The 26,706-nt window shown below is 40.9% G+C and carries 23 protein-coding genes and 2 pseudogenes; 18 read left to right on the top strand and 7 right to left on the bottom strand.

What is annotated here, in order from left to right:
• The first annotated feature begins 545 nt into the window (after positions 1 to 545).
• From HMPREF0519_RS00400 to HMPREF0519_RS00385, 4 genes are all read left to right on the top strand, one after another.
• Positions 546 to 1,409: a bifunctional hydroxymethylpyrimidine kinase/phosphomethylpyrimidine kinase gene (locus HMPREF0519_RS00400; RefSeq protein WP_003633691.1), complete on the top strand. Its 864-nt coding sequence runs from the start codon at positions 546 to 548 to the stop codon at positions 1,407 to 1,409.
• A gap of 2 nt (positions 1,410 to 1,411) precedes the next feature.
• Positions 1,412 to 2,008, top strand: coding sequence for a TIGR01440 family protein (locus HMPREF0519_RS00395; RefSeq protein ID WP_003556370.1), 597 nt, complete (start codon positions 1,412 to 1,414; stop codon positions 2,006 to 2,008).
• Positions 2,001 to 2,513: an ECF transporter S component gene (locus tag HMPREF0519_RS00390; protein ID WP_003556368.1), complete on the top strand. Its 513-nt coding sequence runs from the start codon at positions 2,001 to 2,003 to the stop codon at positions 2,511 to 2,513. The genes HMPREF0519_RS00395 and HMPREF0519_RS00390 overlap by 8 nt, the downstream gene beginning before the upstream one ends.
• Positions 2,514 to 2,654: 141 nt before the next feature.
• Positions 2,655 to 3,983, top strand: a complete 1,329-nt coding sequence (locus HMPREF0519_RS00385; protein ID WP_003633689.1) for a C1 family peptidase — start codon at positions 2,655 to 2,657, stop codon at positions 3,981 to 3,983.
• A gap of 344 nt (positions 3,984 to 4,327) precedes the next feature.
• Here the strand turns inward: HMPREF0519_RS00385 and HMPREF0519_RS00380 are convergent, their stop codons facing one another.
• Positions 4,328 to 4,876, bottom strand: coding sequence for a hypothetical protein (locus HMPREF0519_RS00380; protein WP_003633687.1), 549 nt, complete (start codon positions 4,874 to 4,876; stop codon positions 4,328 to 4,330).
• Positions 4,877 to 5,024: 148 nt separating this feature from the next.
• Between HMPREF0519_RS00380 and HMPREF0519_RS00375 the strand changes: the two genes are divergently transcribed.
• Positions 5,025 to 5,981, top strand: a complete 957-nt coding sequence (locus HMPREF0519_RS00375) for a LacI family DNA-binding transcriptional regulator (RefSeq protein WP_003633685.1) — start codon at positions 5,025 to 5,027, stop codon at positions 5,979 to 5,981.
• Positions 5,982 to 6,112: 131 nt separating this feature from the next.
• Positions 6,113 to 7,513 carry an MFS transporter gene (locus HMPREF0519_RS00370; RefSeq protein WP_003633683.1) on the top strand — a complete coding sequence of 467 codons (1,401 nt, stop codon included), beginning with the start codon at positions 6,113 to 6,115 and terminating at the stop codon, positions 7,511 to 7,513.
• Positions 7,514 to 7,563: 50 nt separating this feature from the next.
• Here HMPREF0519_RS00370 and HMPREF0519_RS00365 read toward each other — a convergent pair whose 3' ends face one another.
• The gene (locus HMPREF0519_RS00365; RefSeq protein WP_003556358.1) at positions 7,564 to 8,268 is read right to left on the bottom strand and encodes an acyl-ACP thioesterase domain-containing protein; all 705 of its coding nucleotides are present in this window, start codon (positions 8,266 to 8,268) and stop codon (positions 7,564 to 7,566) included.
• A 121-nt stretch (positions 8,269 to 8,389) separates the two neighbouring features.
• On the opposite strand from HMPREF0519_RS00365, the gene HMPREF0519_RS00360 reads away from it, so the two are divergent.
• Together HMPREF0519_RS00360 and HMPREF0519_RS00355 are read left to right on the top strand one after the other, a co-directional pair.
• Positions 8,390 to 8,869: an RrF2 family transcriptional regulator gene (locus tag HMPREF0519_RS00360; protein WP_003633681.1), complete on the top strand. Its 480-nt coding sequence runs from the start codon at positions 8,390 to 8,392 to the stop codon at positions 8,867 to 8,869.
• Complete coding sequence (locus tag HMPREF0519_RS00355) at positions 8,862 to 9,458, top strand: TMEM175 family protein (RefSeq protein ID WP_225429061.1); 597 nt, start codon at positions 8,862 to 8,864, stop codon at positions 9,456 to 9,458. Before HMPREF0519_RS00360 ends, HMPREF0519_RS00355 begins: the two co-directional genes overlap by 8 nt.
• A 75-nt stretch (positions 9,459 to 9,533) precedes the next feature.
• On the opposite strand, the gene HMPREF0519_RS00350 is transcribed toward HMPREF0519_RS00355, so the two are convergent.
• The 5 genes from HMPREF0519_RS00350 to scrK form a co-directional block, all read right to left on the bottom strand.
• A complete protein-coding gene (locus HMPREF0519_RS00350; RefSeq protein ID WP_040472583.1) occupies positions 9,534 to 10,880 on the bottom strand; it encodes a glucose-6-phosphate isomerase in 1,347 nt (448 codons plus the stop codon).
• Positions 10,881 to 10,964: 84 nt separating this feature from the next.
• Positions 10,965 to 11,354 carry a VOC family protein gene (locus HMPREF0519_RS00345; protein WP_003550611.1) on the bottom strand — a complete coding sequence of 130 codons (390 nt, stop codon included), beginning with the start codon at positions 11,352 to 11,354 and terminating at the stop codon, positions 10,965 to 10,967.
• A 29-nt stretch (positions 11,355 to 11,383) separates the two neighbouring features.
• Entirely contained in the window at positions 11,384 to 12,151 is a 768-nt protein-coding gene (locus tag HMPREF0519_RS00340) for a DUF6198 family protein (protein ID WP_003556350.1), read from the bottom strand.
• 6 nt (positions 12,152 to 12,157) lie between these two features.
• Positions 12,158 to 13,159, bottom strand: coding sequence for a zinc-dependent alcohol dehydrogenase family protein (locus HMPREF0519_RS00335; RefSeq protein WP_003550609.1), 1,002 nt, complete (start codon positions 13,157 to 13,159; stop codon positions 12,158 to 12,160).
• Between the two features lie 63 nt (positions 13,160 to 13,222).
• Entirely contained in the window at positions 13,223 to 14,098 is an 876-nt protein-coding gene (gene scrK, locus HMPREF0519_RS00330; protein WP_003556348.1) for a fructokinase ScrK, read from the bottom strand.
• 450 nt (positions 14,099 to 14,548) lie between these two features.
• Between scrK and HMPREF0519_RS00325 the strand changes: the two genes are divergently transcribed.
• From HMPREF0519_RS00325 to HMPREF0519_RS14185, 10 genes and pseudogenes are all read left to right on the top strand, one after another.
• The gene (locus HMPREF0519_RS00325) at positions 14,549 to 15,907 is read left to right on the top strand and encodes an SLC45 family MFS transporter (RefSeq protein WP_003633672.1); all 1,359 of its coding nucleotides are present in this window, start codon (positions 14,549 to 14,551) and stop codon (positions 15,905 to 15,907) included.
• Between the two features lie 20 nt (positions 15,908 to 15,927).
• Entirely contained in the window at positions 15,928 to 18,186 is a 2,259-nt protein-coding gene (locus HMPREF0519_RS00320) for a glycoside hydrolase family 65 protein (protein WP_003633670.1), read from the top strand.
• A 167-nt stretch (positions 18,187 to 18,353) separates the two neighbouring features.
• Positions 18,354 to 19,007 (top strand): NAD(P)H-binding protein, encoded by a 654-nt coding sequence (locus HMPREF0519_RS00315; RefSeq protein ID WP_003633668.1) that lies wholly within the window; start codon positions 18,354 to 18,356, stop codon positions 19,005 to 19,007.
• A 422-nt stretch (positions 19,008 to 19,429) separates the two neighbouring features.
• Entirely contained in the window at positions 19,430 to 20,452 is a 1,023-nt protein-coding gene (locus HMPREF0519_RS00310; protein WP_003633666.1) for an ABC transporter ATP-binding protein, read from the top strand.
• The gene (locus HMPREF0519_RS00305; protein WP_003633664.1) at positions 20,452 to 21,432 is read left to right on the top strand and encodes an ATP-binding cassette domain-containing protein; all 981 of its coding nucleotides are present in this window, start codon (positions 20,452 to 20,454) and stop codon (positions 21,430 to 21,432) included. Before HMPREF0519_RS00310 ends, HMPREF0519_RS00305 begins: the two co-directional genes overlap by 1 nt.
• A complete protein-coding gene (locus tag HMPREF0519_RS00300) occupies positions 21,432 to 22,391 on the top strand; it encodes an ABC transporter permease (protein WP_003633663.1) in 960 nt (319 codons plus the stop codon). Before HMPREF0519_RS00305 ends, HMPREF0519_RS00300 begins: the two co-directional genes overlap by 1 nt.
• An 11-nt stretch (positions 22,392 to 22,402) precedes the next feature.
• A pseudogene (locus HMPREF0519_RS00295) lies at positions 22,403 to 23,358 on the top strand (ABC transporter permease).
• A 90-nt stretch (positions 23,359 to 23,448) separates the two neighbouring features.
• Entirely contained in the window at positions 23,449 to 25,251 is a 1,803-nt protein-coding gene (locus HMPREF0519_RS00290) for an oligopeptide ABC transporter substrate-binding protein (RefSeq protein WP_040472668.1), read from the top strand.
• Positions 25,252 to 25,623: 372 nt separating this feature from the next.
• Complete coding sequence (rpiA, locus tag HMPREF0519_RS00285; protein ID WP_003633657.1) at positions 25,624 to 26,346, top strand: ribose-5-phosphate isomerase RpiA; 723 nt, start codon at positions 25,624 to 25,626, stop codon at positions 26,344 to 26,346.
• A 164-nt stretch (positions 26,347 to 26,510) separates the two neighbouring features.
• Positions 26,511 to 26,706 (top strand): annotated as a pseudogene (locus HMPREF0519_RS14185) (D-alanyl-D-alanine carboxypeptidase); the annotation flags it as partial.

The following is a 26,706-nucleotide window of genomic DNA, read 5'->3' as shown; positions in this document are numbered from 1 at the left end:
ATAATATGATATTAATAACCAGAGCACACAGGAATACGTTTGTACCGGTGGCTTTTAAAGCATACGTACTGAATAGAATGCCCAATATAAACATACAGATACCGCTTAGAAATTGCCCCGTTTTAATCAACGCCGCATGATCACGACTAAATAGTGCTTCGTAAACGTTGTTTGAAAAGTTTTTTTAGGTTGCCGGTCATAATAGCATTATTAACGCTGGTTCCACCGATCTTATTAAAAACTGTCAGTTCGTACCCCGAAAATAATCCCAGGGTAAAAAGCATGTTTAATTCATTGATTGAGGTGAACATCGATCCGTAAAGTAGTCAGACTATTTTGGTTGAAAAAGTTATGAAATAAATGCCCCCCCTGACGATGTATTTTTATCCTTAAAAATTAAATGATGAATTAATTCTCTCACTTTCTCCGAAAACTTGGTATAATGAATCTACTTTTCGTGAGAAAATATGACATTTTCTGTGTGAAATATTAATTTCTAAGTTTTTTGCGGTACAATAAGCGTCAGAAATAATAAATGGGGGCTGATGATGATTTCTGAATCAAGTATTTTAGTAGCTGAAGATTTCTCTGCGGTTGGGAGGATGTCAATGACGGCAGCAATCTCAGTGCTTTCAGGATTTGGAATTCAAACAGCAGCCATCCCCACGGAGGTGCTTTCCACTCAGACTGAAGGTTTTGGTAAACCCGTTGTTTCGAAATCCGATGACTGGATTGAGCAGACGGTAAAACACTGGCAGACAATTCCAGATTTAAATCTGAATGCTGCTCTGGTGGGATACGTTGGTAACTCGGCAACGGTTGACTTACTGACAACCCTTTTGCGGACATCGAAAATGAACCACGTTGTAATCGATCCAGTCCTTGGAGACCGAGGAACGATGTATGACGGTTTTGATGATCATTATCTTGATGCCATAAGGGGACTGATCGAAACGGCGACTGTCATTACGCCTAATGCAACGGAACTGGGGCTTTTGACCGGGACACGGTTAACACCGGATTCCAGTGATCGGGACATTTTATCGGCATTTGCTGTTTTTAAAAAGACCGTTGTTCATCCTATCCGGGTTGTGGTGACCGGTATTCGCAGGGATGCTGGGATGGGATCGTGTTTCAGCCATAATGGTAGGTTGGTATGGAATGGTTCACCTTTTATGTCAGGCCACTTTTATGGGACCGGTGATCTATTTTCTGCCTTACTGAGCGGTTACCTTAACTTTGGTGTTGGATTTGAAAGTGCTGTCCAACGTTCGGTCTTTGGCACATATGAAGCCGTGGCCCAAACAGCCAAGTTGAATGTCGACAGGCGCAAATATGGACTGGATTTAACAAAGACTTTGAATGATGTGACCAAGTTCACATTGGGGCAGAAGAGAGGGGAACTCTAAAAATGGAATTGACAACGATCAAACATAATTTGAGTGAAGTACTAACTGAATACTTTGACAAAGTAACGTTTCCTAAAAATGGCATTTTTGTTGTCGGCTGCAGTACCAGTGAAATCAGTGGTGATTGGAAAGGCACCAATTCACGCTTGGATGTTGGCAAAGCAGTCGTGGAAACATTGGAGGAATTCCTTTTACCCCGTGGTATTCACATGGCCATCCAAGGCTGTGAACACATTAACCGGGCACTATTAGTTGAACGTGACGTGGCCGAACAGCATCGCTTGGAGGTTGTTTCCGTTATGCCGGCCATTCACGCGGGCGGTGGGACACAAGTAGCTGCTTATCAACGAATGACCGATCCGGTTGAGGTAGAACATATTACCGCTTTTGGCGGCATTGATATTGGCGGAACCGAAATCGGCATGCACGTGAAGTTTGTTCAAATTCCTGTACGGATGGCTCACAGAAAGGTCGGAGCAGCCAATGTGGTATGTTTGTCGTCAAGGCCAAAATTGATTGGCGGAGAACGTGCTCGGTATGATTTTACCGAGGAGAACACCAAAGATTATCTTTTAGAAGGGAGTCGAAATAATGGATAATAAAAGTGTTGGCCAACGAACACAGTTTAGAACGATCATTTTAACGGCGATGTTTGTCGCAGTTACTCTGGCAGTCAGTATGGGGATTCCACCGATTCCGATTCCCGGAACCCATGGAAACATTAATTTATGTGATGGCGGTATTTTAATCAGCGCCTTACTCTTAGGCCCTAAAGTGGGCGGAACAGTTGGCGCATTGAGCGGCTTTTTATTGGATATTCTTTCTGGATATAGTAATTATGCTATTTTTTCATTTATTGTTCACGGTCTTGAGGGACTGATTGCCGGTTGGATTAAGAACCGCAGTACAAAAAAGGTCGTTGATGTGATTGCCGTTTTGGTTGCGGCTGTCGTTATGGTGGTCGGTTATTTCTTCGCTGATAGTATCTTATATACTTTTTCAGCCGGCTTTTTAGGGATATTTACCAACACCATTCAAGGATTGGTTGGTGCGGTCATCGCCCTGGCTGTTACACCGTTTTTACGAAAGAGAATTCATAGTTGATTTTCATAAATCGGTAACCGTAAGAGGTTGCCGATTTTTTCGATAGGGTGTCTCAAATAACCATTGATGCGCTTAATTGCCGAATTGGCGTAAAAGCACTACAATATTAACAATTCAAATTTTTTACGGGAGGCTTTATTAATGGCTAAAATTGACGATTCACTGGGGAAAGCAGACTTTGCCCAGCTGCATGAAGACTTTATAAAGACACCTAAAAGTGACGTACTCTCTCGGGTGATCACACAGAACGGCATTAATCAGGCCGCTCAGGATCCAGACGCTCAGGTACGGCTGGATCCGGTATTTTCAGTTGATTTGCAGACTGGATCGGTTACCAATCAAAAGCAGAGCGGACGTTGTTGGTTGTTTTCATTAGTGAATACACTGAGACACGGTTTTGCTAAAAAGTACAAAATTAAGGACTTTAACCTGTCTCAAAAATACTTATTCTTTTGGGATAAAATCGAACGGGCCAATATTTATTACAGTCGTATGATTGCGACTGCTGACCGGCCGACAAATGACCGTGAGGTTGCTTTTTATTTGGGGATGCCCGGTGAAGACGGCGGTCAGTGGGCAATGGCAGCTGCATTGGTTCAAAAATACGGGGTTGTGCCGGTAAGCGCCTATCCCGAAACCAGTAACGTTGAGAATACCGGTGCATTCGATGCCGTTATGGATCGTAAGTTACGGATTGACGGAATGGTACTTCGCGATTTGGTGAATGCCGGTAAATCCGATGATGAAATTGCTGCTGCCCGTCAGAAAATGTTAAGCGAAGTTTATCGAATAGCATCGTACTCATTTGGTGAACCGCCAACCACGGTCAACTTTTCTTATAGGGATGATGATAGAGCCTATCATAGAATTTCAGGATTAACGCCACAACAATTTTATGATCAATATTTTGGGGTTGATCTGGACGATTACGTAGTCATTTCCAATTCGCCGGATAAGGATTTTGATCGATTATATTCACTGCCAAGCCAGGACAATGTCGCAGGTGGAAAGCAGATTCAATTTTTGAATCTGCCAATGGCCGCTTTAAAGCAAACAGCCATTGCCCAACTAAAAGATGGTGAAGCCGTTTGGTTCGGCAACGACGTTTTGGAACAGATGGATCGTAAGAAAGGTTATCTGGATAGTCACCTATACCGTTATTCCGAATTATTTGATGTGAACCTGGAAATGGATAAAGCCAAGAGAATGGCTTATCACCAGGCAGCTGTATCACATGCGATGACGCTGACGGGCGTTGATTTAGATGAACAGGATCAACCGACTAAATGGAAGGTTGAAAATTCCTGGGGCGATAAGAATGGTGAAAAAGGATATTTTACAATGGCCGATAGCTGGATGAATGATTATGTATATGAAGTTGTTGTCCACAAGAAGTACTTAACAAAGGCACAACAAGCAACACTTGAGACAGCGCCGGTTGAACTGCCGGCTTGGGATTCTTTGGCCTAGTTTCAAATAGAACATGACACTAATAGAAGTCACTACTTGGGGATATTGACATTGAAAATTAAGGTCATATCTTGTTGGTAGTGCCTTTTTTAGTAATAACTTTTAAGAATAAGCCATCGGTTGGTTGGCTTTTGGCTAAGAGCAGCTTTTAGGCAGGGGATTTCTAAGGATAAAAGCAAAGTGACTGGGACATAAGTCCAAAGAACATTGCTTTAAAAAAACTCCCGTGAAATCAGTTTACAAAAATACTGATTTCACAGGAGTTTCACTTTGAGGTAGGAACGTTTTAGTATTGATTTTTGATTATTGTCCCAGCCGCCTTATTTAAATATAAATGATGCTGTTTAATTACCTGGTGTTACCAAGACTTGTTTAGCGTCATCATTATCCAGATTACGGACAACTTTAAAACCGGAAACCTTCAAATCAGATGCGTGATACTTTCCGGAAACCTTTCCCTTAACAGAAATGGTTTGATCCATTGGGATATCCGAAAGCTTTCCTTTCATATAAATAATCGGATTTTCTGCGGAATCATTCTTAAAGGAATATTTCAGTGTTCCTTGTTTATCCAAGTCATTTGCTTTTTTAGCATCATCATAGGTTTTGTACATCTTACCGACACTATAAATTGTGACGGTATTGTGATCATCATCAAATTTATAAGCATCAATACCGGTTTTACTTTTATAATTAATTGAGCCGTTCATATACCAAAGATTATCGTTGGAAGTTAATGCTTCCTTAGCGGTTTTATCCTTAGTCGGGTTTTGCATACTGGTTTTACTTGTTGGATTTGAGCCCTTATTAGAAGATTTGCCGCAACCTGCTAAGACAAGTCCTAATCCTGCGGTTGTTATCAGAATCACAGCTAATGATTTGCTTGTTTTCATATTCGTAATCACCTCATATAGATGAAATTATCACACAATACTTGCAAAATCTAGTCGTATGTTCGAATATTAATAAAAGAAACGAAATCTTAACACGTTCGCAATTTAGAAATATAGTATACAAATTAATGTAGATAGGAAGGTAGTTATGGCAACCATTCGTGATATTGCCAAGAAGATGGGATTATCAGTTTCCACCGTCTCTCGGGCACTTAATGATAATCAAAGAATTAGTATTGACACTCGAAAACGCGTTAAAAAAATGGCACAGGAACTTGGCTATCAGCCAAACTATAATGCCAGAAATTTAACAAATCAGGAGGCTAATGCGGTAGGAGTTGTCTTTCCGGTGAATAATCGGGTGGTTGATAACATTTTCTATGTCGGTTTGCTACGGGGAATCAATGAGGAACTGATATCTAAAAATTATGTACTTTCTGTTGCGATCGGGAATTCAACGGAACAGGTTCTTGAAAACGTTAAATCAATGATTACCAGAGCCCAAATTAAACGGTTTATTCTACTTTATTCGCATATTAATGATCCGGTTATTGAACTGTTACGTAAACAACCGGTAACTTTCGTGACAATTGGAAAACCTGCGGCTGGCCAGAAATGGCTGTACGTTGATAACAATAACGTCAGGGCAGGTGCGGACGGTACCCATTTTCTTATGAAACGGTTCCATGTTTCCAACCCTATTTTTGCGGAATCACCTAATGGATGGCCCTATGAACTAGATCGACGGGAGGGGTATCTTCGCGAAATGGCGCAAAAAAATCGCAAACCAGTTATTTTTGCGGTTCCCGATGAAGATGAACATCAATTGGATCAGCTGATTAAGGAAAACCCGCAAATGGACGGTGTGGTTGCAACCGATGATTATACGGGATTGAAGATTTATCATCGATTTAAAGTGCTTCATCCGGATAAAGAAATTGAGGTTGTCGGTTATAATAAATCGTTACCCAATGAGTTAACGGATCAACATTTTCATTCTGTTGACCTGCATCCAAAGGAAATGGGTCAGGCTGCCGTTCAATTACTATTTGAGAATTGCACTGAAACTCGTTTAAAACACACAATTGTGGAACACAGTATTTAGAGAATCATAGGGACTGATCGGGTAACTGGTCCTATTTCTAAATTAAATACACCAAAGAGAAGCTGGGCGAAGATGATTTTGTCTCAATCACTCTTATCATTTATTGAATAAATCGGATCGGAGGGGATTTTGTGCAGCGACAGAATCAATGGGTTCTATTAATGTCGACCTCAATTGTATCCTTCATGTCAACGATTGACGCCAGTATTGTTAATATTGCGGTTCCAAAAATGTCCCGAGATTTGCAGATTCCCAACAATCAGGCCGAGTGGGTCGTATCGGTTTATTTGGTTTTGATATGTGTCTTACTGATCTTCTTTGGTAAGTTATCAGACCAGGTAGGACGAATTCGGATTTTTCAAATCGGAACGATTATCTTTGTGTTGGGGTCGTTGGCCTGTGGATTGAGCGTTAACCTGCCAACTATTCTTGCATCACGGGTGTTACAAGCACTTGGTGCGTCAATGACGATGTCGACCAATTTTGGTATCATTACTGATATTTTTCCTTTAAGCCGTCATGGACTGGCGTTGGGCGTTAACAGTTCGTTTGTACAGGTTGGTAATATTGCCGGCCCCGGTATTGGCGGTTTGATTCTTAGTTTTGCCAATTGGCACTATATCTTTTTTGTCAACGTTCCGATTGGTATTATCGCGTTTTTCTTGGGACATCATTTCTTTCCACGGCCAAAGCCGGTTCACGGACATCCCAAGATAGATGTGCCGGGATTTTTAACATATGCCGGCATGATTCTCAGCTTTTTTGTCGTGGCCTTTTTTGGACAAATGATTGGGTTCGGTCACTGGAAAATTATCGGCCTGATGGGTTTAACAGTGATTTTTCTGGTAATCTTTATTCTGATCGAACGACATCAGAAAGAACCGCTTATTAATCTTAGCATTTTTCACAACCTGGGGTTTAGTTTTGGTATTTTATCAGCGATGTTGGTATACATGTGCGGTTATTTTAATAACGTTATTATGCCGTTTTATTTGCAGGATCGCTTGTTGCTGTCCTCCGGCATTGCAGGATTGATTTTAATGGCTGTGCCAATTGTTAACATTGTTAGTGCACCAACCGGAGGTGCAATTTCCGACTATATTGGTGCGGAAAAAGTCTCCTTTTTTGCCTTGTTTATTTTCATTGTACCGGAGATCATCTTTATTTTAGTGACGCCACAATGGTCAATTCTCTGGTTGGTGGTTGGACTGGCACTCTTTGGGCGTGCAAACGGTGCTTTTCAGAATAATCCAATGATTATGGGAAATGCGGCACCGGAATTTCAAGGCATTGCCGGATCGATTGCGGCATTGGGTCGAAATCTTGGCATGTCAATGGGACTGGCACTAGCAACATCGTTACTTTATCATGGCATAAGCTTGAAAGCCGGCCAACGGATGACCACTTATCCAGATATGCATCCCAACTGGTTTGTATTCGGCATGCATTATGCCTATGCCTTTTCACTGGGATTAATTTTGACCGCGATTATTTTACTGGGTATTGTATTAAGAAGAAAGCAACGGACTTAGTCAAAGAAACACGCTGTGATTGCTTTAGGCAACCGACAGCGTGTTTTTGGTTATTTAAGGGCTAATTTAATTTTGGACATTATCTGTTTGCCATTACGAATGGTATAAAAGACGGACTGATCCACTTGTATTCGAAGGTACTCAAGCTCCATGCCTAATTTTGCCGGATGAAGATAATTGATGGAGACTTCCCTGATACGATCAGAATGCTCGGCAATGAGATCCAAATATCGGGCATTATTCATATGCCCATAATTATCGACATCTCGTGGCAGCACCCGGAAGTTTGACTTAATTTGGTGTCCGCCTGCCGGCACATCGATCTTATCACGGTGAAAAGTTAGTTTCCTGAGATCGTCTACCATTAAGTGAATGGGGTAGTTTTCCGGCAGTCTGGCAATTTTCCCGGTTAGTTTATTAACAACAAAAGCATCTTCAATTTGGCTGGCAATCAATTTCTTTGCAGCATCACGGATTTCAACCAAACGGGTTATTTTAAATCGGTTTGCATCTGTGATGAATGATTGGAGTACAACCGGTTCGTTAAGCGAAGGGACTGTATGGATATCAACTTTCTGCGAAACGACAAAGTAAAGTAGGCAGGGATCCATGCTGGGTAATCGTTTTTGAAGCTCTTGAAAATGCATCCAGCCAGCATTTTGAAATTTATCGACTAGATTACCCAATCTGATTTTGGCGTCCTGACCGACGTCTGATAAGTGAATATGACTTTTAATTTTAAACAACGGGTTCACCTTCTCTTAGTATTATGAATGATTCTTTAAACTTGATTTTAAGTTGATACATCGATAATATACATCTATAGATATAAAATGTCTATAGGTAGTAAATCGTTATGAAGGGACAATAGTCATTTTGAAATTAAAAAGTAGTTTTGAACAGGCAGTCTGTATTTTATTAATGTTGGCGTTAAGCAAGGACCATATGCCGTTAAAAAGTGTTGTCATCAGTAATCGGTTGGGTGTTTCGGATTCATATCTAAAGAAGGTGTTGCACCAAATGGTGGTAGGCGGTCTGATTAGCTCTGAGGCTGGAAAAGGCGGTGGCTTTTCTCTCTCCTATGATATTAATCGGATGACGCTTCTCGATGTTTACGATGCTATTGAAGGACCGTCTCCGATTATTAAATCAACCGGCATCGCCAGTCGAATTTTCTTTGATGATCAGTTTGTGGAAGCACAGGAAAAAAAGATTTTTGACCAGATCGGCAGAGCGGAAATACAATTTAAGTCTGGATTAAAAAGGGAAAATTTAGGGACCTTACTGATTAATCCGGATGGCACCCACAGGCAGCCAATTGATTGGAATCGGATAGGTGATGATCGACATGTTTAGGAATTCCAAATCCAGGATGGAAGCAATCTCTGACGGGGTGTTTGCGGTTGTTTTAACCATTATGGTGCTGGATATTAAAGCGCCCATGGCAAATATTTCCGACTATGAAATTCAGCGTCTGATGATGCAACTATTATCCTACCTGATTAGTTTCGGTGTGGTTGCCCAGTATTGGGTACTGCATCAAGAATTGTTTACAACGTTAAAAACAACAACTTTCAAAATCATGGTTGCCAATATCTATTACCTGTGTCCGATTTGTCTGGTCCCATTTGCGACAACCTGGCTGAGCAGCAGCTTTATCTCCAGTGAAAGTGCAATTGGTTTTGCCATTCTGATGTTTATTGTGAATGTTTCACAGTTATGGCTTTTTCATCTGGTCATTGAGCAGAATCGTTATGATGGCCAAAGGATAATCGAACACGATGTAGAAGAGTTTCGCTCGGTTAAAGTGATGGTTGCCATCAGCATTGTTTACATAGGTGTTAGTTTATTGATGCCGAAGTTCCTGTTGGCTGCAATTGCCCTGGGAATTTTATCCAGGGTTCTGATTACCAGGGGGATTCGATTTTACCTGGAACGCCAATAAAAAATAAAGTACAAAAAAATGGTAGTTGAGACAAAAAGGACGTTTGTCTTACCTACCATTTTTAGTCATGTTTAATTAGAGACGATCATTTAATTCCTTACCCAATTTTTCGTAACCGGGCTTGCCCAACAAGGCAAACATGTTGGTCTTGTAAGCTTCAACGCCGGGTTGATTGAATGGGTTGATGCCATTCAAGTAGCCGGAAATTGAAACGGCAATTTCGAAGAAGTAGATCAAGTATCCCAGGGTGTAAGGGGTTTGGTCCGGAATATGAACACTCATATTCGGAACGTTACCATCGGTATGGGCCAGGACCACGCCTTCAAAAGCTTTGGTATTGGCAAAGTCCATGGTTCTGCCTTCCAAATACTTCAAGCCGTCCAGGTTATCCGCTTCCTTGGGAATATCCTCATCGTGGTTGGGATGATCAACCTTAACAACGGTCTCCATTAAGTTTCGCAGACCTTCCTGGATGTATTGACCTAAGGAATGCAGATCAGTCGTGAAGTTGGCGGATGATGGGTAGATACCCTTTTGATCCTTACCTTCGGACTCACCCATTAATTGCTTCCACCATTCAGCCAGGTACTGCATGTTGGGTTCATAGTTTTCCAGCAATTCGGTTGTGAAGCCCTTGCGGTATAAAATATTCCGGTAGGCAGCGTACTGATAGGCTTCGTTTTTGGTCAAATCCGGATCGGTATAAGCGTCGGCAGCGTCAGCGGCGCCCTTCATCAGGTCATCGATGCTGGCACCAGAAACAGCGATTGGCAGGAGGCCGACTGGTGTTAGTACGGAGTAACGGCCACCGACACCATCAGGAATGATGAAGGTTTCATAACCGTTGGCATCGGCTTCTTGGCGCAAAGCGCCATGAGCTTTATCCGTTGTCGCATAAATTCGTTCCTTGGCCCCTTCGGCACCATACTTTTGAATCAGCTTATCCTTGAAGATTCGAAAGGCAATGGAAGGTTCCGTGGTGGTACCGGACTTGGAAATAACGTTAACGGAGAAGTCCCGGTCGCCAATGAGATGAAGCAGGTCATAGACGTACGACGGGCTGAGTGAATTACCGGCAAAGAAGACCTGAGGGAATTCACGCTGGTCGTCGGGCAGGTAGTTGAAGAAGGTATCGTTGAGAAAATCAACGGCCATCTTGGCTCCCAGATAGGAACCGCCAATTCCGATGACAACTAAAACCTTGGAGTCGCCCTGAATCTTTTTAGCTGCCTGTTTGATACGGGCAAATTCGGCTTTGTCATAGTCTTTGGGCAGGGTCAACCAATCCCGAAAATCACTGCCGGCACCGGTGCCTTGACGAACCTCGGCATCAGCAGCGGTGACCATAGCCTGCATTTCGCCCAACTCGTTATCATGGACGAATTTTGATAATTTTGAACTGTCAAATGAAATATGTGCCACTATAATTTCCTCCTCTGAAAACATAAGCGCTTAACTTAATATTATCGTCAAATTAAACGCTTATTGCTCAAAATATTCTTTTATTTACAGAATTTGACAAAATTCGATGGTTTCTTGATTTGGTCCAAGAATATTGAAATAACGAATGCCCTTTTCCCAGAAGGAAGGAATTGATTGAATTTCATGATCAACCAAGTCCAAACCTTGTGCTTTGGCATCGGCAAAGGCTTTTTCAACATCCGGCGTATTCAATGAAATATGGTTAATAGCGCCGGCCTTCATTGCCACCGGATCGCCTTCCCATGTTTCGATGGTCAGGTTGCCAAATCTCATGAATGCACAACGATTTTCACCGTTGTGGAACAAACCGGCCTGGTCGAAACCAAGTGATTCATAAAAAGCAATTGTTTTATCTAAATCTTTTGAAGGAATTCCAACGTGTTGAATTCCTGTAATATCATCTTTGATAGCCATGATAAGCTTCCTTTCAAATCAACGTTCACTTATTCATCTGATTTTCCAACATCCAGTGCCTGATGTTTCAAGCTTGGAAAGACTCTTGTATCCGCGATTCCGGTGATACCACCCTGGAATAGGAATGCAAAAATGGTTCCGATACCAAAGTTTGTGAATTGTTTGGTAATGATGAAGGCGATAATTGCCATAATTGTAGGCGGAATATAAGAAGCCCACATTGCAATATTGGCATTTCCCTTAAAATATTTGAAACGTAGAATCTGCATTAAATCATCAGCAGGGTGCAAGACTAAATTGACCCGTTGATAGATTGAGATCGCTGTTCCAATGAGCGCAACGCCAAAGAAGTTAAGCAGAATGTAGAAGATAATCATTCCGGTTGAATTAGCGTCCGGAAGCCCTTTGAAGAATGAGTATTTACCAATAAAGAAATCTTCAAAGATTTGAATCAATGCGGAGAAGGGAACCATGAAGATTAAATTTCCGAGAGCCCGTCGCCAGCTCCAATGACCAACCAGAATGGCATTTAGAATTGTAATGACAACTCCTAAAATCAGGAATGCCCAGAACAGGTTCCAACCAAAGGCAACACTTAAGTTGGCTTCGGCGGCTGTCCAATAGGCCGATCCTAAATAGGAGGGGTGGATTTTTGCGCTGGTAACAAGTGTCAGAACGTTTCCGGCAGAGTTAATTACCAAGGAAATGACGAAGTAAATAATCGATGTGGTCATCGATATCGTTCGGCCATTTAATACTTGAGAATCGTTCATCTCAGCCTCCTCGTTGTTTTGCATGGGTAACTAGTCACCTACTTTAACGACAGCTTTTGAGGCAACTTTAGTCTTACCTTGAAGAACGCCTTCGACTTGGTCAAGAGATAATTCATCGGTGATTAATGATTCAACATCCAATTTACCGCTTTGAAGTAATGCAATTGAGTCTTCAAATGAGTTAGGGTTGATGAATGATCCTTGGATAGTTAATTGTTTTTGGTAAACTTCGTAAGTGTTCATTTCAAAGTGAGCGTCAGGCTTACCAACACCGAACATCAATACTTGGGCACCTTTACGGGTTGCTTCAACGGCTTGTTCCTGAGTTTGTGGTAAACCAACGGCTTCAATAACAACGTCGTAGTTTGCAGGAATGGCATCACGAGTTGTGTTATAAGTGTTCTTAACACCGAATTGTTCTTTGTTACGCTTTAATTTTTCGTCAACGATTCCGGCAAGGTCAACTTGGTGAACACCATATGCTTGAAGAATTTGAGCAAATAATTGACCCATGAAGCCGTCACCAATAACCAAGGCACGTTGATAAGGTGTGAGGTGAAGTAATTTGATACCATGAACGGCACATGAAATTGGTTCAACCGTAGCAGCAGCTTTTAACGAAACATCATCAGGAATTGGGTAAACAACAGTTGCTGGAGCGGTGAATGACTTCTCCAAACCACCATTTCGAGTAACACCAACGGCTGATAGGTTCTCACAGAGTTCGGGACGATCAGTATGGCAGTAGAAGCATTGACCACAGTAAATGTTAGGGTCAACAGTTACTCGGTCGCCAACTTTAACATTGGTGACATCGGCACCGACTTCAGCGACAATTCCCGAGTTTTCGTGTCCGAAAACAATTGGAGGAACGGCATCGGCAGATCCTGGAAGGCCGTTGTACAAAGCATGGTCGGTTCCACAGATACCTGCGTATGCGGTATTGATACGAACTTCGTTAGGTTTTACCTTTGGTGTATCAATATCTTCGATTTCCATTTTTTTAACATCAGTAAATACAAGTGCTTTCATGAAATATAATCTCCTTTAAATATAAAGCGTTAACACAAACGTTTGTGTTTTCCGGTAAAAAAATTATTTGTTCAATTCTTCAACTGCTAAAGCGAAGTCGCCAACAGTTGCGGAACCGTTGTTTTTAACCAATGGCATGACGATATATTTGTCTAAGTCGCCAACATCAACGTAGTCATTCAATAGGTCTTTGAATTGTGCCCGGACTTTCTTCAGGAAGGGTTCACTGACAACACCGCCACCAAATACAATTTTAGCTGGACGGAATAACAGTGTTTCTTGAATAGCAGCTTGAGCAACGTAGAAAGCCATGATGTCCCAGACGTGATCGGTAAGTGGGATATCCTGTCCCTTTTTACCGGTCCGTGCTTCGAAAGTAGGTCCACTGACCAAACCTTCTAGACAATCCCCGTGATATGGACAAATCCCCTTGAAGTCCATGTCGTCTGGATGACGTTTCAAGCGAACGTGGCCAACTTCTGGATGACCAAGGTCACCAACAAAATGTCCGTTAACAATTTCACCGGCACCAACACCCGTTCCAATCGTAAAGTAAACCAATGACTCAATCTTTTCGTTAAAGAGTGTTGCCATGACGTACTCGCCATATGCAGAGCCATTAACATCAGTAGTCCAGGAAATTGGGAGATCGAAATCTTCCTTTAATCGGCCAACAAAATCGGTATTGGCCCAACCCGGTTTAGGTGTGTTGGTAATGTAACCATACTTTGGTGAATTTTTACGAAGCTCAATGGGACCGAACGATGAAACTGCGATTGCTTGTAAGTCTTTAAATTGTTTAAAGTAATCGACAGTTTTTTGTAAGGTCTCCTCTGGTGTTGTTGTTTTGATGTGCACACTGTCGATAATTCGATAATCTTCATTACCAACGGCACAAACGAATTTAGTACCACCAGCTTCAATACTTCCAAGTAACATTAATTGTCACCACCTTTAATTTAATCCTCAAATGATTCCCTTGTGAATCACAATTCAATATAACACAATTTTTTAAGATGTAAATGAAAATAAGATCAACTTGAAAGAGACTTATTTTCATTAAAACCTTTTAGGTCTAGACCAAACCGGAAAAATAAGTGAAAAAAACGGGCAAAACTTTTTTTGTAAATTTTTTTCTAAGTGGGTAATACACGCCATATATGATTATTTCAGTGTTTTTATTTTGCTATTCACACAAGTTTTGAAAGCGGTATGAAAAAAACTTTCACAAACTTTATTAATCGCTACCATTGGCTTAATAACAGCATGAAAGCGTTGCTATCATTAAAAACAAGTGTGCAACCGGTTGCATTAAACCGAAAACGGTGTCATAATATCATCGTTAAAGCAATTATTGATTTTTAAGATTAAGACTTGGAGGAACAAATCATGGAGGAACGAAGTGCAGAAGCTGCAACTAAGAAGTCTGGGTTACCAAAACTTCCTGCCAGTACCATTTGGATGATCAACTTTGGCTTTTTGGGTGTTCAGATGGCCTTTACGCTGCAAAGCTCTCAAATGAGCCGAATTTTTCAAACAATTGGTGCGGATCCAAATAAACTTGGTTGGTTTTTCATTTTACCGCCACTGGCCGGGTTAATTGTTCAGCCAATTATCGGGTATTATTCAGACAGAACATGGACACCGAGATTGGGTGGTCGTCGCTTGCCATATTTGGCATTAGGCACGTTAATCGCGATTATTGTGATGTGTCTGCTTCCTAATTCCGGTAGTTTTGGATTCGGATATGCGTCAATTACTGCCCTATTATTCGGGGCCGTTACAGTTGCTCTTTTAGATGTTTCATCAAACATTGCCATGCAGCCATTTAAGATGATGGTGGGTGATATGGTAAATGATGATCAGAAGAGTTACGCATATGGTATTCAAAGTTTCTTATCAAATGGTGGTGCGGTTATCGCCGCAATTTTCCCATTTCTGTTTACCGCATTCGGTATTGCCAATACCGCTAAAAAGGGTGTTGTGCCACAATCAGTTGTCATTTCATTCTATGTTGGTGCGGTTATCCTGTTATTGACGAGTTTACTAACGATTTTTAAGGTTCACGAGTATGATCCTAAAACCTATGCCAAGTATCATGGTATTTCTGAAGAAGCCAACACAACCGGTGGTAACTGGTTTGCACTTTTGAAGAAAGCACCAAAGGTTTTTTGGACCGTGACACTGGTTCAATTCTTCTGCTGGGTTGCTTTCCAGTACTTATGGACTTATGCGGCCGGTGCGATTGCCCACAACGTTTGGAACACAACCAACGCTGCATCAACCGGCTATCAGGCTGCTGGTAACTGGTATGGTGTTCTGGCTGCCGTTCAGTCAATTGCTGCCGTTGTTTGGTCATACGTTTTGGCCAAAGTACCCAATAATCATCATAAATTGGGTTATGCACTCAGTCTTGGTCTGGGTGCCGTCGGTTTCTTGTCCGTCTTCTTTATCCATTCGCAATCCGCATTAATCGTTTCGTTTGTCTTGGTTGGAATGGCTTGGGCAGCAATGAACACTTATCCATTAACTATGATCACCAACGCGTTGTCCGGTGAACACATGGGCACTTATCTTGGCTTGTTTAACGGTTCAATTTGTTTACCACAGATTGTTGCTTCACTTGCCAGCTTTGGATTATTCCCGTTACTTGGAAACGCACAGGAAAACATGTTCTTATTTGCCGGAGTAGTTATGGCAATTGGGGCATTGTCAGTCGGTTTAATTAAAGAAACTTATAAAGCTTAATTAAGAAAGGATTCATACAAATGAAGAGAATTTTTGACGTTCAACCTTGGCACATTGTAACGAATGAGTTTAATCCCGATAATAAACGCCTTCAAGAGTCAATGACCAGTCTTGGAAACGGTTATATGGGGATGCGGGGATTCTTTGAAGAGGACTATAGCGGCGATAGTTTGGCCGGCTTGTACTTGGGTGGTGTCTGGTATCCTGACAAGACCCGGGTCGGCTGGTGGAAGAACGGTTATCCGGACTATTTTGGAAAAGTTGTCAACGCAGTTAATTTCATTAAGATGAATGTTAAAATCAATGGTGACAAAATTGATTTGGCAAAAGACAAGTTTAGCGATTTTAAATTAGATCTGGACATGCAGCATTCTATTCTGACACGTTCGTTCACGGTTACAAAAGGTGATGCTAAAGTTGCCGTTACGTTCGAGCGCTTTCTAAGTGTGGCGCAACAGGAATTATCCGTTCAAAGGCTGATGTTAAAGAATGTTGGCACAACAAAAGTAACTGTTACGGTAGATTCTGCGATTGATGCCGATGTTAAGAACGAAGACGCAAACTATGACGAGCGATTTTGGAACGTGGTTTCTACCGAACAGAAACCGGATTTCGGAAATGTGATTGCACAAACCACACCTAATCCTTTTGGGACACCACAATTCACGTCTGCAATGGAAATGCGTCATGTTTCCGATTTAGAGACGGTTTCCGTGGCGCAACCCAACGATAAGGAAGTTGTTAACGAATTTACGGGTGAACTGGCACCGGACCAAAGTGCCAAGTTGGAAAAACGCGTTATTGTAACGACTTCACGGGATTATCAAACAAACGATGACCTGATTGCTGCCATGCATCAATTGAGTGATCGGGTTGCCGAAAAAACATATGAAGATTTATTTGATGCCCATGCCAAAATTTGGGAAGAACGTTGGAATAAATCTGATATCGAAATTGACGGTGATACTGCCGCACAGCAGGGTATCCGGTTTAATATGTTTGAACTGTTCTCAACCTATTATGGTGAAGATGCCCGTTTAAATATCGGACCAAAGGGATTTACCGGCGAGAAGTACGGTGGTGCCACATATTGGGATACGGAAGCTTTTGCAGTTCCGGTTTACCTTGGGATTACGGATCCAAAAGTGACACGAAATCTGTTGATGTATCGCTATAAACAACTGGATGGTGCCTACCATAATGCCAAACAACAGGGACTTAAAGGTGCCTTATTCCCAATGGTGACCTTCGATGGTATTGAATGTCATAATGAGTGGGAAATTACCTTTGAAGAAATTCATCGAAATGGCGACATTGCCTTTGCGATTTACAATTACACACGTTATACCGGTGACGAGTCTTACGTGTTGAATGAGGGATCCAAGGTATTGACCGAAATTTCTAAATTCTGGGCTGATCGGGTTCACTTCAGCCAACGAAAACAGCAATACATGATTCATGGTGTCACCGGACCGGATGAGTATGAAAATAACGTTGATAATAATTGGTATACCAACATTTTGGCTCAATGGACACTGAAATATACGTTGGAAATCTTAAAAAAGGTTTCGCCGGAACAAGCCGAAAAATTAGCGGTGACCGATAAGGAAAAGAAACACTGGCAGGATATTGTGGACAGAATGTATCTGCCTTATGACAAAGAATTGAATATCTTTGTGCAACATGATGGCTTTCTTGATAAAGATATTCAACCGGTTTCGGCTATTCCTGCCGATCAATTGCCGATCAACCAGCACTGGTCATGGGATAAGATCCTCCGTTCACCATATATCAAGCAAGGTGATGTCCTTCAGGGAATTTGGGACTTTATTGATGATTACACACCAGAGCAGAAAAAAGCCAACTATGATTTCTATGAACCATTAACCGTTCATGAATCCAGCTTATCTGCCGCAATTCATTCCGTACTTGCTGCGGATTTGCATTATGAAGATAAAGCCGTTGAATTATATGAACGGACGTCTCGATTGGATTTGGACAATTATAACAACGATACCGATGACGGCCTGCACGTAACGGCTATGACCGGTGGTTGGATCGCCGTTGTTCAAGGATTTGCCGGGATGCGGGTTCGTGACGGTCAGTTGCACTATGCACCATTTCTACCTAAGAAGTGGCATCGTTATTCATTCAGACAGGTCTTCCGCGGCCGTTTGATTGAGGTTAACGTTGATCAAAAAGGTGCTCAATTTAAACTGATTGAGGGAGACCCGATTACGATTGATGTGGCCGGCAAGGCATTGAAGTTAACTAAATAGTTTTTAAGGGGAATTGGGATAGAGACTATCTTGATTCTCTTTTTTTGATGTATAACAACTAGTCGAATCAATTGACCTGGTTATCTGAATATCAGATACTAGTAGTGATTAATAAAGTTATTCTTCTAGTCAATTTTGACATGATCTGATAAATTGGAGGGATTTTTATGGCACTTTCGATTGGTGTAATTGGCGCCACCAGTATGGCCGGCAGTGCAATTACAAAAGAGGCACTTAAGCAGGGGCTGAATGTTAAAGCATTTGTTCGAAATGAGAGCAAGGCCAGAGACATGTTTGGCGATCAAACAACTTATAGTGTCATTGATGTATTTGATATTCAAAAGCCTGATATCGCTGACTTGGATGTGGTTGTTGATGCCTTTTCACCTGGTCATGATCCCAGCAAGGCTCAACAACACATTGAATTAGCGGAGCATTTGGTGGACCTTGTCAAAGGGCAGGATAAGCCGCGGCTATTCTTTATTCTTGGTGCAGCCAGTCTTTACATTGGCAGTGGTCACCGGTTGATTGAGCGTCTTGAAGGGCTGCCCAACAAAGAGCAGTTTATTGCGACACCGCGGGCACAGTCCAAGGAATATGAATTTTTGTCCAACGTTAAAGATGTTAATTGGGTAGCTATTTCACCGAGCTCAAACTTTGTGCCCGGAGACCTTGCCGATTATGAGCTTGGACACAATGATCTTTTAAGAAATGATGCGGGTAAGTCCGAGGTAACATCTGGAACGGTTGGAAAAGCCATCGTTGATGAAATTGTTAATCCTACACATCGGAATGAGCGGTTTACGGTGGTTAATAAATAAGGCAAACGTTTTGTTGTCTTTTTAAAGCTTTGGTGCAAATTGAGACTTCTCAAAAATGTAAATATTGAAGTAAGTAAAGTCAACATCAGTAATTGTTGATGTTATAGAAGTTTTTAATAAGTGCAACCAGTGTTAATTTAATTAACTTTGTTAAAGAGTTCGTGAGATCTTAAACACAAAGAGAAACGTTAATTTTCTAGTAATTAAGTAACTGATATATAAAATTAATAGCATTATTTTGTTACTTGTTATAAAAGGAGTCAGTGTATTCTGACTTTTTTTTTTTATTTTTTTCTGAAAATACTTTAACAAATTTCGAAATGAGAATACAATGAGATTATCTAATTTTGAGTAAGTACAATAAGTTTTTCACAAAAAACAAATGAGAACGTTTCATATTTTTGTTAAAAGGGAGATTGAATATGGCCAGTGAAAATAAAAATTCACTTTTGGACGTTGAAAATGTTAGCACGGCCTTTAAGATTAATAATGCCTATTATGACGCGGTTTCTGATGTAAGCTTACAAGTACAGCATGATGAAATTTTAGCAATTGTAGGGGAATCAGGCTGTGGAAAGAGTACGCTTGCTACCACGATTATGGGACTCCATGATCCCGAAGAAACTAAGATATCGGGTAAAGTCAACTTTGAAGGGACCGATCTATTAACTCTTGATGAAAGCGGATATAGCAAAGTTCGCGGCTTGAAAATTGGAATGATTTTTCAAGATCCTTTATCCGCACTTAATCCTTTGAAACGGATTGAAGATCAAATTCAGGAAGTTATGGTTTATCATACCAAAATGACTGAGAAGCAACGTCATGATCGCGTGATTGAATTGCTAAATGAAGTGGGAATCGATAATCCCGATCGAACTGCTCATCAGTTCCCGCATCAACTGTCCGGTGGTATGAGACAACGGATTATTATTGCGATTGCTATTGCATGTAAGCCGGATTTAATTATTGCTGATGAACCTACTACGGCTTTGGATGTCACGATTCAAGCCCAAATTTTGGATGTTCTAAGGGAAATCCAAAGGGAAAATCATGCCGGGATTATCTTGATTACTCATGATTTGGGAGTGGTTGCCGAAACAGCCGATCGGGTAGCAGTTATGTACGCAGGTCAAATTGTTGAACAAGGTAGTGTTGAACAGATTTTTGATGACCCAAAGCATCCGTATACACGATCATTACTAAGATCGATGCCGCAACGTAATGACGAAGGCGATGAACTCTATGTCATTTCCGGGATGGTTCCATCACTGCAGAGAATGCCAAAGAGTGGCGATCGGTTTGCACCCCGTATTCCATGGATTTCTGCTTCTGATCATGAAAAAAATCCTATTATGCATGATTTAGGGGAAGATCATCTGGTTAGGTGTACTTGTTACAAACATTTTTATTTTCCGGATCAAGTGGAGAAAGAGGGACTTCATTGATGAGCTTGATTGAAATTAATAATTTAAAAGTACATTATCCAATTCGGGGTGGCTTCTGGAACCGGATTGTCGATAACGTAAAGGCGGTTGATGGTGTCACATTTAATATCGAAGAGGGAGAGACATATGGCTTGGTTGGTGAATCAGGATCTGGTAAATCAACAACAGCCAAAGCCATTATCGGATTGGAAAAGGCCACTTCGGGAACCGTTACATATAAAGGAAAAAACGTCATCGAAGCCGAAAATCGGCGGAGATTAAATTACAATCATGATGTTCAAATGATTTTTCAGGATTCCTTATCTAGTTTGAATCCTCGAAAAAGGATTGAGGATATTATTGCCGAACCTTTAAGAAACTTTGAGCACTTAAGTAAAGATGCTGAAAAATTAAGGGTGTTGCAACTGCTTGATATTGTTGGTTTGGATCCGGATGCTTTGTATAAGTATCCTCATCAATTTTCCGGTGGTCAACGACAACGGATAGGGGTTGCCAGAGCTGTCGCAACTCATCCACGATTGATTATTGCAGATGAACCGGTTTCGGCATTGGATCTTTCCGTTCAGGCACAGGTGCTTAACTTTATGAAGAAGATTCAACGGGAGTTTGGCATTTCGTATTTATTTATTTCACATGATTTAGGTGTTGTCCGGCATATGTGTAAGAATATTGCGATTATGAATCGGGGACGAATTGTTGAAATGGGGAGTCGTGAAGACATATATAGCCACCCAATGCATATTTACACTAAACGATTACTTGCTGCAATTCCTGAAACAAACGTTACTCATCGTGAGGAGCACCGGCAAAATCGCCTAAAAATCGAAAGAGTCTATCAAGAGCAACACCAAAAATACTACGATAAAGAGAATATGGCCTTTCCACTAACCAAAGTATCGCTGACGCATTCAGTTGCGCTACCACCTGATGAAGCGCGGCAATATCGTCAGAAAATGAATGATGAGGGAGCGACTATCTAATGTGGAAGACAATTTTACGACGACTTTTAATTATGATTCCGGAATTGGTTATATTAAGTATTTTGGTTTTCCTATTGGCAAAAGCGATGCCGGGAGATCCATTTACCGGAACGATCAATCCGCGAGCCAGTCAGGCTCAAATTCACCATCTAATGGTTATTCATGGCCTTTATGACCCTTGGTATCAGCAATATTGGAACTGGGTCGTTCATTTATTCCATGGGAACCTTGGAATCAGTTACGAATATCAGGAACCGGTTATTGATTTAATTAAACAACGGGGCACGAATACTTTATGGTTAGCACTTTTCACGATGGCTTTGACGTATGTCATCGGTTTGCCATTGGGAATTTATGCTGGTCGGCATGAAGGAAAGCTGCAGGATACTCTGGTTCGAATTTATACATATGTTACGATGTCAATTCCATTTTTCGTAGTGTTGGTTATCGGAATCTGGGTTTTCGGTTATACGCTCAATTGGTTTCCGACAAGTGGATCTATCTCATCGCAGGCTAGCGGTTTTGGCGGTTCTCTCATATCACGTCTCGGCCATATTATTTTACCTGGACTGCTGGGAGCTCTTTTTGGGACGGTTAATATTGTTCAATACCTCCGTTCGGAAGTTATTGATGCCAAGCATTCGGATTATGTCAGAACTGCTCGAGCAAAGGGCGTTCCAATGAAAGATATTTACCGGCACCATATCTTTAGAAACTCGCTGTTACCAATTGCTGCCTTTGCAGGATATTCAATTACCGGTTTGCTTGGTGGATCGATTTTTACCGAAATGGTTTTCTCATATCCTGGGATGGGCCTGTTGTTTTTAAATGCGATAAATTTCCGGGATTATACCGTTATTACGGCGTTGGTTCTGTTGTATGGGTTTCTGAACCTGATGGGAACGTTACTTTCTGATATTGCGTTAAGTATTGTCGACCCACGTGTTCGAGTTGAATAGGGGGGATCGAAATGGTCAAGAAAGATGTTGAAGACGTTACGACAATTTCTGAAAAGGATTTGGATAGATTAACCAAAGAAGCAAGTCAGGAAGCAACACCATCGGCGGCTAAAATTATGTGGCGTGAATTCGTGGCTGATAAGCCGGCATTGATTTCCTTATTTATTTTGGTTGCGTTCATTTTATTTGTCATCATTTCATCCATGTTTATTGATGTGCCTAAAATGATGGAAACCAATATTATGGGGTATTATGCCAAGCCTTTTTCTTCTGAGTATTGGTTGGGAGCTGATGCCGGTGGTCGTCAATAGCAAAGGAATTAGTTGTTGGTTCACGAAACTCAATCTGTATTGCAATTGGACTAACCGTCATTTCCTCAACGTTCGGAATTTGCTGGGGGTTGATTTCAGGATACTTTGGCGGAATGATCGATTTGGGCATGCAACGAGTATATGATTTTATGATGATTATTCCAATGCTCATGACGATTATTGTCATTGTGACAATTGTGCCTCATTACAATGCCATTACCTTAACATTGATTTTATCGATTTTTTATTGGATGGGGACATCTCGTTTGATTCGCTCACGAACTCTTTCAGAATCGCAAAAGGATTATGTAGCAGCGTCAAAAACCTCAGGAACCGGCAATTTTAAAATTATTTTTCGAGAAATTATGCCGAATATTTCATCGTTGATTATTGTTGATACAACTTTATCGTTTGCTGAAAATATCGGAGTTGAAACTGGGCTTTCCTTTTTAGGATTTGGACTTCCACTAGGCACACCATCGCTTGGGACATTAATCGCTAACGCAAACGATCCTGAGAATATTACCGGTTATTGGTGGACTTGGTTACCCGCAGCGGTCGAAATTATTATTCTTTGTTTAGCAATCAGTTACATCGGTCAGGTAATGAGGCGCACCACGAACGCGGCTCAGCGGCGCGGTAAAGATAAGTCGTAGAGAATCTGTGTATTTACAATTATTGAGGGAGATGATGCTTTTTATATAGTATTGAGGGAGTTTTAATGGCGAGTTTCAATAGGGATGTTTATGAGCAAGAAAAAATGGCTGATGGCCGGATTGGTTGGTTTGTCAGCTTTGACGCTGGCTGCTTGTGGTAATAACAAAAGTAGCAATTCAGGAACAACTAAACATGTATCAATGCCGGAAACGTATAGTGGATCCGGTAAAGCAACTACGGCAGGAAATAATAGCACTTTAAGGGTCGCTGAAGTTAATGATGCACCGTTTGCTGGAATTTCGTCACCAACACTATTGACTAATGCAGAAGATAGTGATGTTTTTTCTCCTGGTGGTGGTGACAGTCTTTTTAATGTTACAAAGAATTATAAAATCATTGATGGCGGGTTAGCTAATTTGCGATTGAACCGTAAAGCGAAGACTGCCACAATCACGTTGCGCAAAAATGCCCGTTGGTCGAATGGTGCGAAAGTGACAGCGAAGGATATTGAATATCCATATGAAATCATTGGTAACAAAAAGACAGCTTCACAGCAGTACTCATCTGACTATGCTGCAATTAAAGGAATGGCCGCTTATCACGCAGGTAAAGCAAAAACAATTTCAGGAATTACATATCCAGATGGTCAAAAGGGCAGAACTGCTACTATTCATTACACTAGAATGTCGCCTTCAATGCAGTATCTTGGAAGTTCATTCTTGTGGCAGACTGTTGAGCCATATGAATATTATGGTAAAACCCCTATTTCTAAGCTGGCTGCATCACCAAAAGTACGAAAGAATCCGATTTTTACCGGCCCATATAAGTTAGATAAGATTGTCCAGGGAGAATCGACTAGTTGGTCACCCAACTCTTATTATTATGGTAAAAAGGCTCAGATTAAGCACATTACAATTCAAGTGGTTTCGTCAAACAACATTGTTGCGGCTTTTAAATCCAAAAAATATGATTTCGCGAATGGTCAGCAAAATATCGTTATGCCATCAAGTCAATATCCTAAGCTTAAGACTTTGAAAGACTATGCCGAAGTTGGAACACCATCAATGAATTATTCGTACTTTGGCTTTAACCTTGGTCAAATGAATACCAAGACAGGTTTAAACGAAATGAATAAGAATGCTAAGATGGCCAATAAGAACCTTCGAAAAGCAATGATGTATGCAATCGATATCAATCAAGTAAGTAAAAAGTTTGGTAATGGATTGACATGGCGTGCTAATGTATTAATTCCACCTGTCTTTAAAAATGTCTATAATTCAAAAGCAGCCGGTTTCCCTTATAATATGAAAAAGGCTAAGTCACTTTTGAATAAGGCTGGCTATAAAAAGCACGGTAAATGGCGCACAGATCCGAAGGGAAAGAAGCTTATCATTCATTTCGGGGCTATGCAAAGTTCATCTGCTACGGAGGCAACTTATCAATATTATGTACAACAGTGGCATAAATTGGGGTTAAATGTTAAGTATACAACTGGTAAGCCGATGGAAATGAACAGTTTTTATTCAACTATTCAAAAGCCAAAGCAAGATGCAATTGATATTTGGAATGCTGCATGGTCTACGTCATCGGAACCAACACCAACTCAGATTTATGGAGCTGATGCACCTTATAATTATGGACATTTTGCGACTAAGAAGAATACCCAGTTGCTCAATAGTTTGAATAATGAAAAAGCCTGGAATGCAAAATATCGGGCTCAGCAGTTTAAAAAGTGGCAACAGTATATGAATGATCAAGCTGCTTATGCACCAGAAGAATTCAACTTATCTTGGACACCGGTTAATACACGGGTTAAGGGATATAGTGTCACAACAGAGGGAACCAACGAGTTCTGGAGTAATCTATCATTGACTGCCACAAATCCAAAATAGGTTGAGACTGTAAATGAATGGTTTAATGAAAGCATCGCTTATAACAGTGGTGTTTTTGTTTTGCCGCTTAAATTTGGGGTAAAATCAATGGTATAAAGTTGATCTGCTATATGTATTGAAAATTGCAAGACAAAAATCCGAAAACAGCCATTTTTAAAAAGGCTTGTAAAACCGGACAAATTTTATTTCTTGTGTTGTGAGACCAATCAGTTAAAATGAGGTCAACTTCTGCTTAGCAATCCAAGTAGAAATTTTTTCGCCTTTTTTATAAAAGTTATCAATATCGTGTTGCTATAAAGGTGTTTTGACATTGATGGAGTTGGAAATAGAAAAACGTCAAGTTGGCCTTAAAAATAAGGAGATGGGAGATTCATGAGTACGATCAATTCAGAGCTTCAGAACAAGTTAAAAAAGGCTGCGGCGGTTAAAGCTGCAGATTATGTTAAAGACGGTATGATTGTTGGTCTTGGAAGTGGCTCAACGGTTACAATGCTGGTCGATGAGTTGGGACGACGGGTTCAGGAAAAAGGCCTGAAATTTACGGGCGTTTCCACGTCAATTTCAACAGCGAAGCAGGCTGAATCATTGGGAATAAAAATTGTTGATTTGGATTCGATTGACACAATCGATTTAACCATTGATGGTGCCGACCAGGTTGACAGCGATTTTAATGGTATTAAAGGCGGTGGTGGAAACCTGCTTTGGGAAAAAATTGTGGCTGCCAATTCTAAAAAGCTTATTTGGATCGTAGACAAATCCAAAGTTGTTGACCGAATTGGTGCCTTTCCACTAGCTGTTGACGTAGAGCCTTTCGGCAGTCATCATGTTTTGAAAAAGTTTTCCGATGCCGGATTCAATCCGGTTGTCAGGACTGATAAGGACGGCAAGGTCTTTAAAACGGATTCAAATAACATCATTTTGGATCTTCACCTGCATGAAATTAACAACCCCGATAAACTGGCCGATACCTTAATTAACACGGTTGGCGTGGTTGAACACGGTTTGTTTTTAAATGCGGTTAATGAGGTTGTTGTGGGCAAAGAAGGAGCCCCTCAGATCCTGATTAATCCTAAAGCTGATCCATCCTATAAATAAAATGTCACGTTTTGGTTATTCATATTAAAATTGGTCGGGTAGAAGAGCCATATAACTGAGGTTCTTGACCGTTCAATCAAAAAATCCTATTAAACCAGTCTTGAAGATTAAAAGATCAGTTTAATAGGATTTTTGTTATAATGCATGTAGTGGAGGTATTTAATATGCTAAAAAAGAGTTTGTCGTTTCTGTTACTGTTAGGGGCTATTTTTCTTAGTCTAGCAAGTGTTGGCTCGGTATCTGCCAACACCATTCCAAGCAACTATTCTTTCGATGGCTCCAAATTTACGGGACCAATTCCGTATTATTCAAGTACTAAAAGCCAAAAAGCTTATATTTGGAATAATACCCAAACCAAAC

Origin of the sequence: Lentilactobacillus hilgardii DSM 20176 = ATCC 8290 (assembly GCF_000159315.1) — a bacterium.
GTDB classification, from domain to species: domain Bacteria; phylum Bacillota; class Bacilli; order Lactobacillales; family Lactobacillaceae; genus Lentilactobacillus; species Lentilactobacillus hilgardii.
This window is presented reverse-complemented; position numbering and strand designations above follow the sequence as displayed.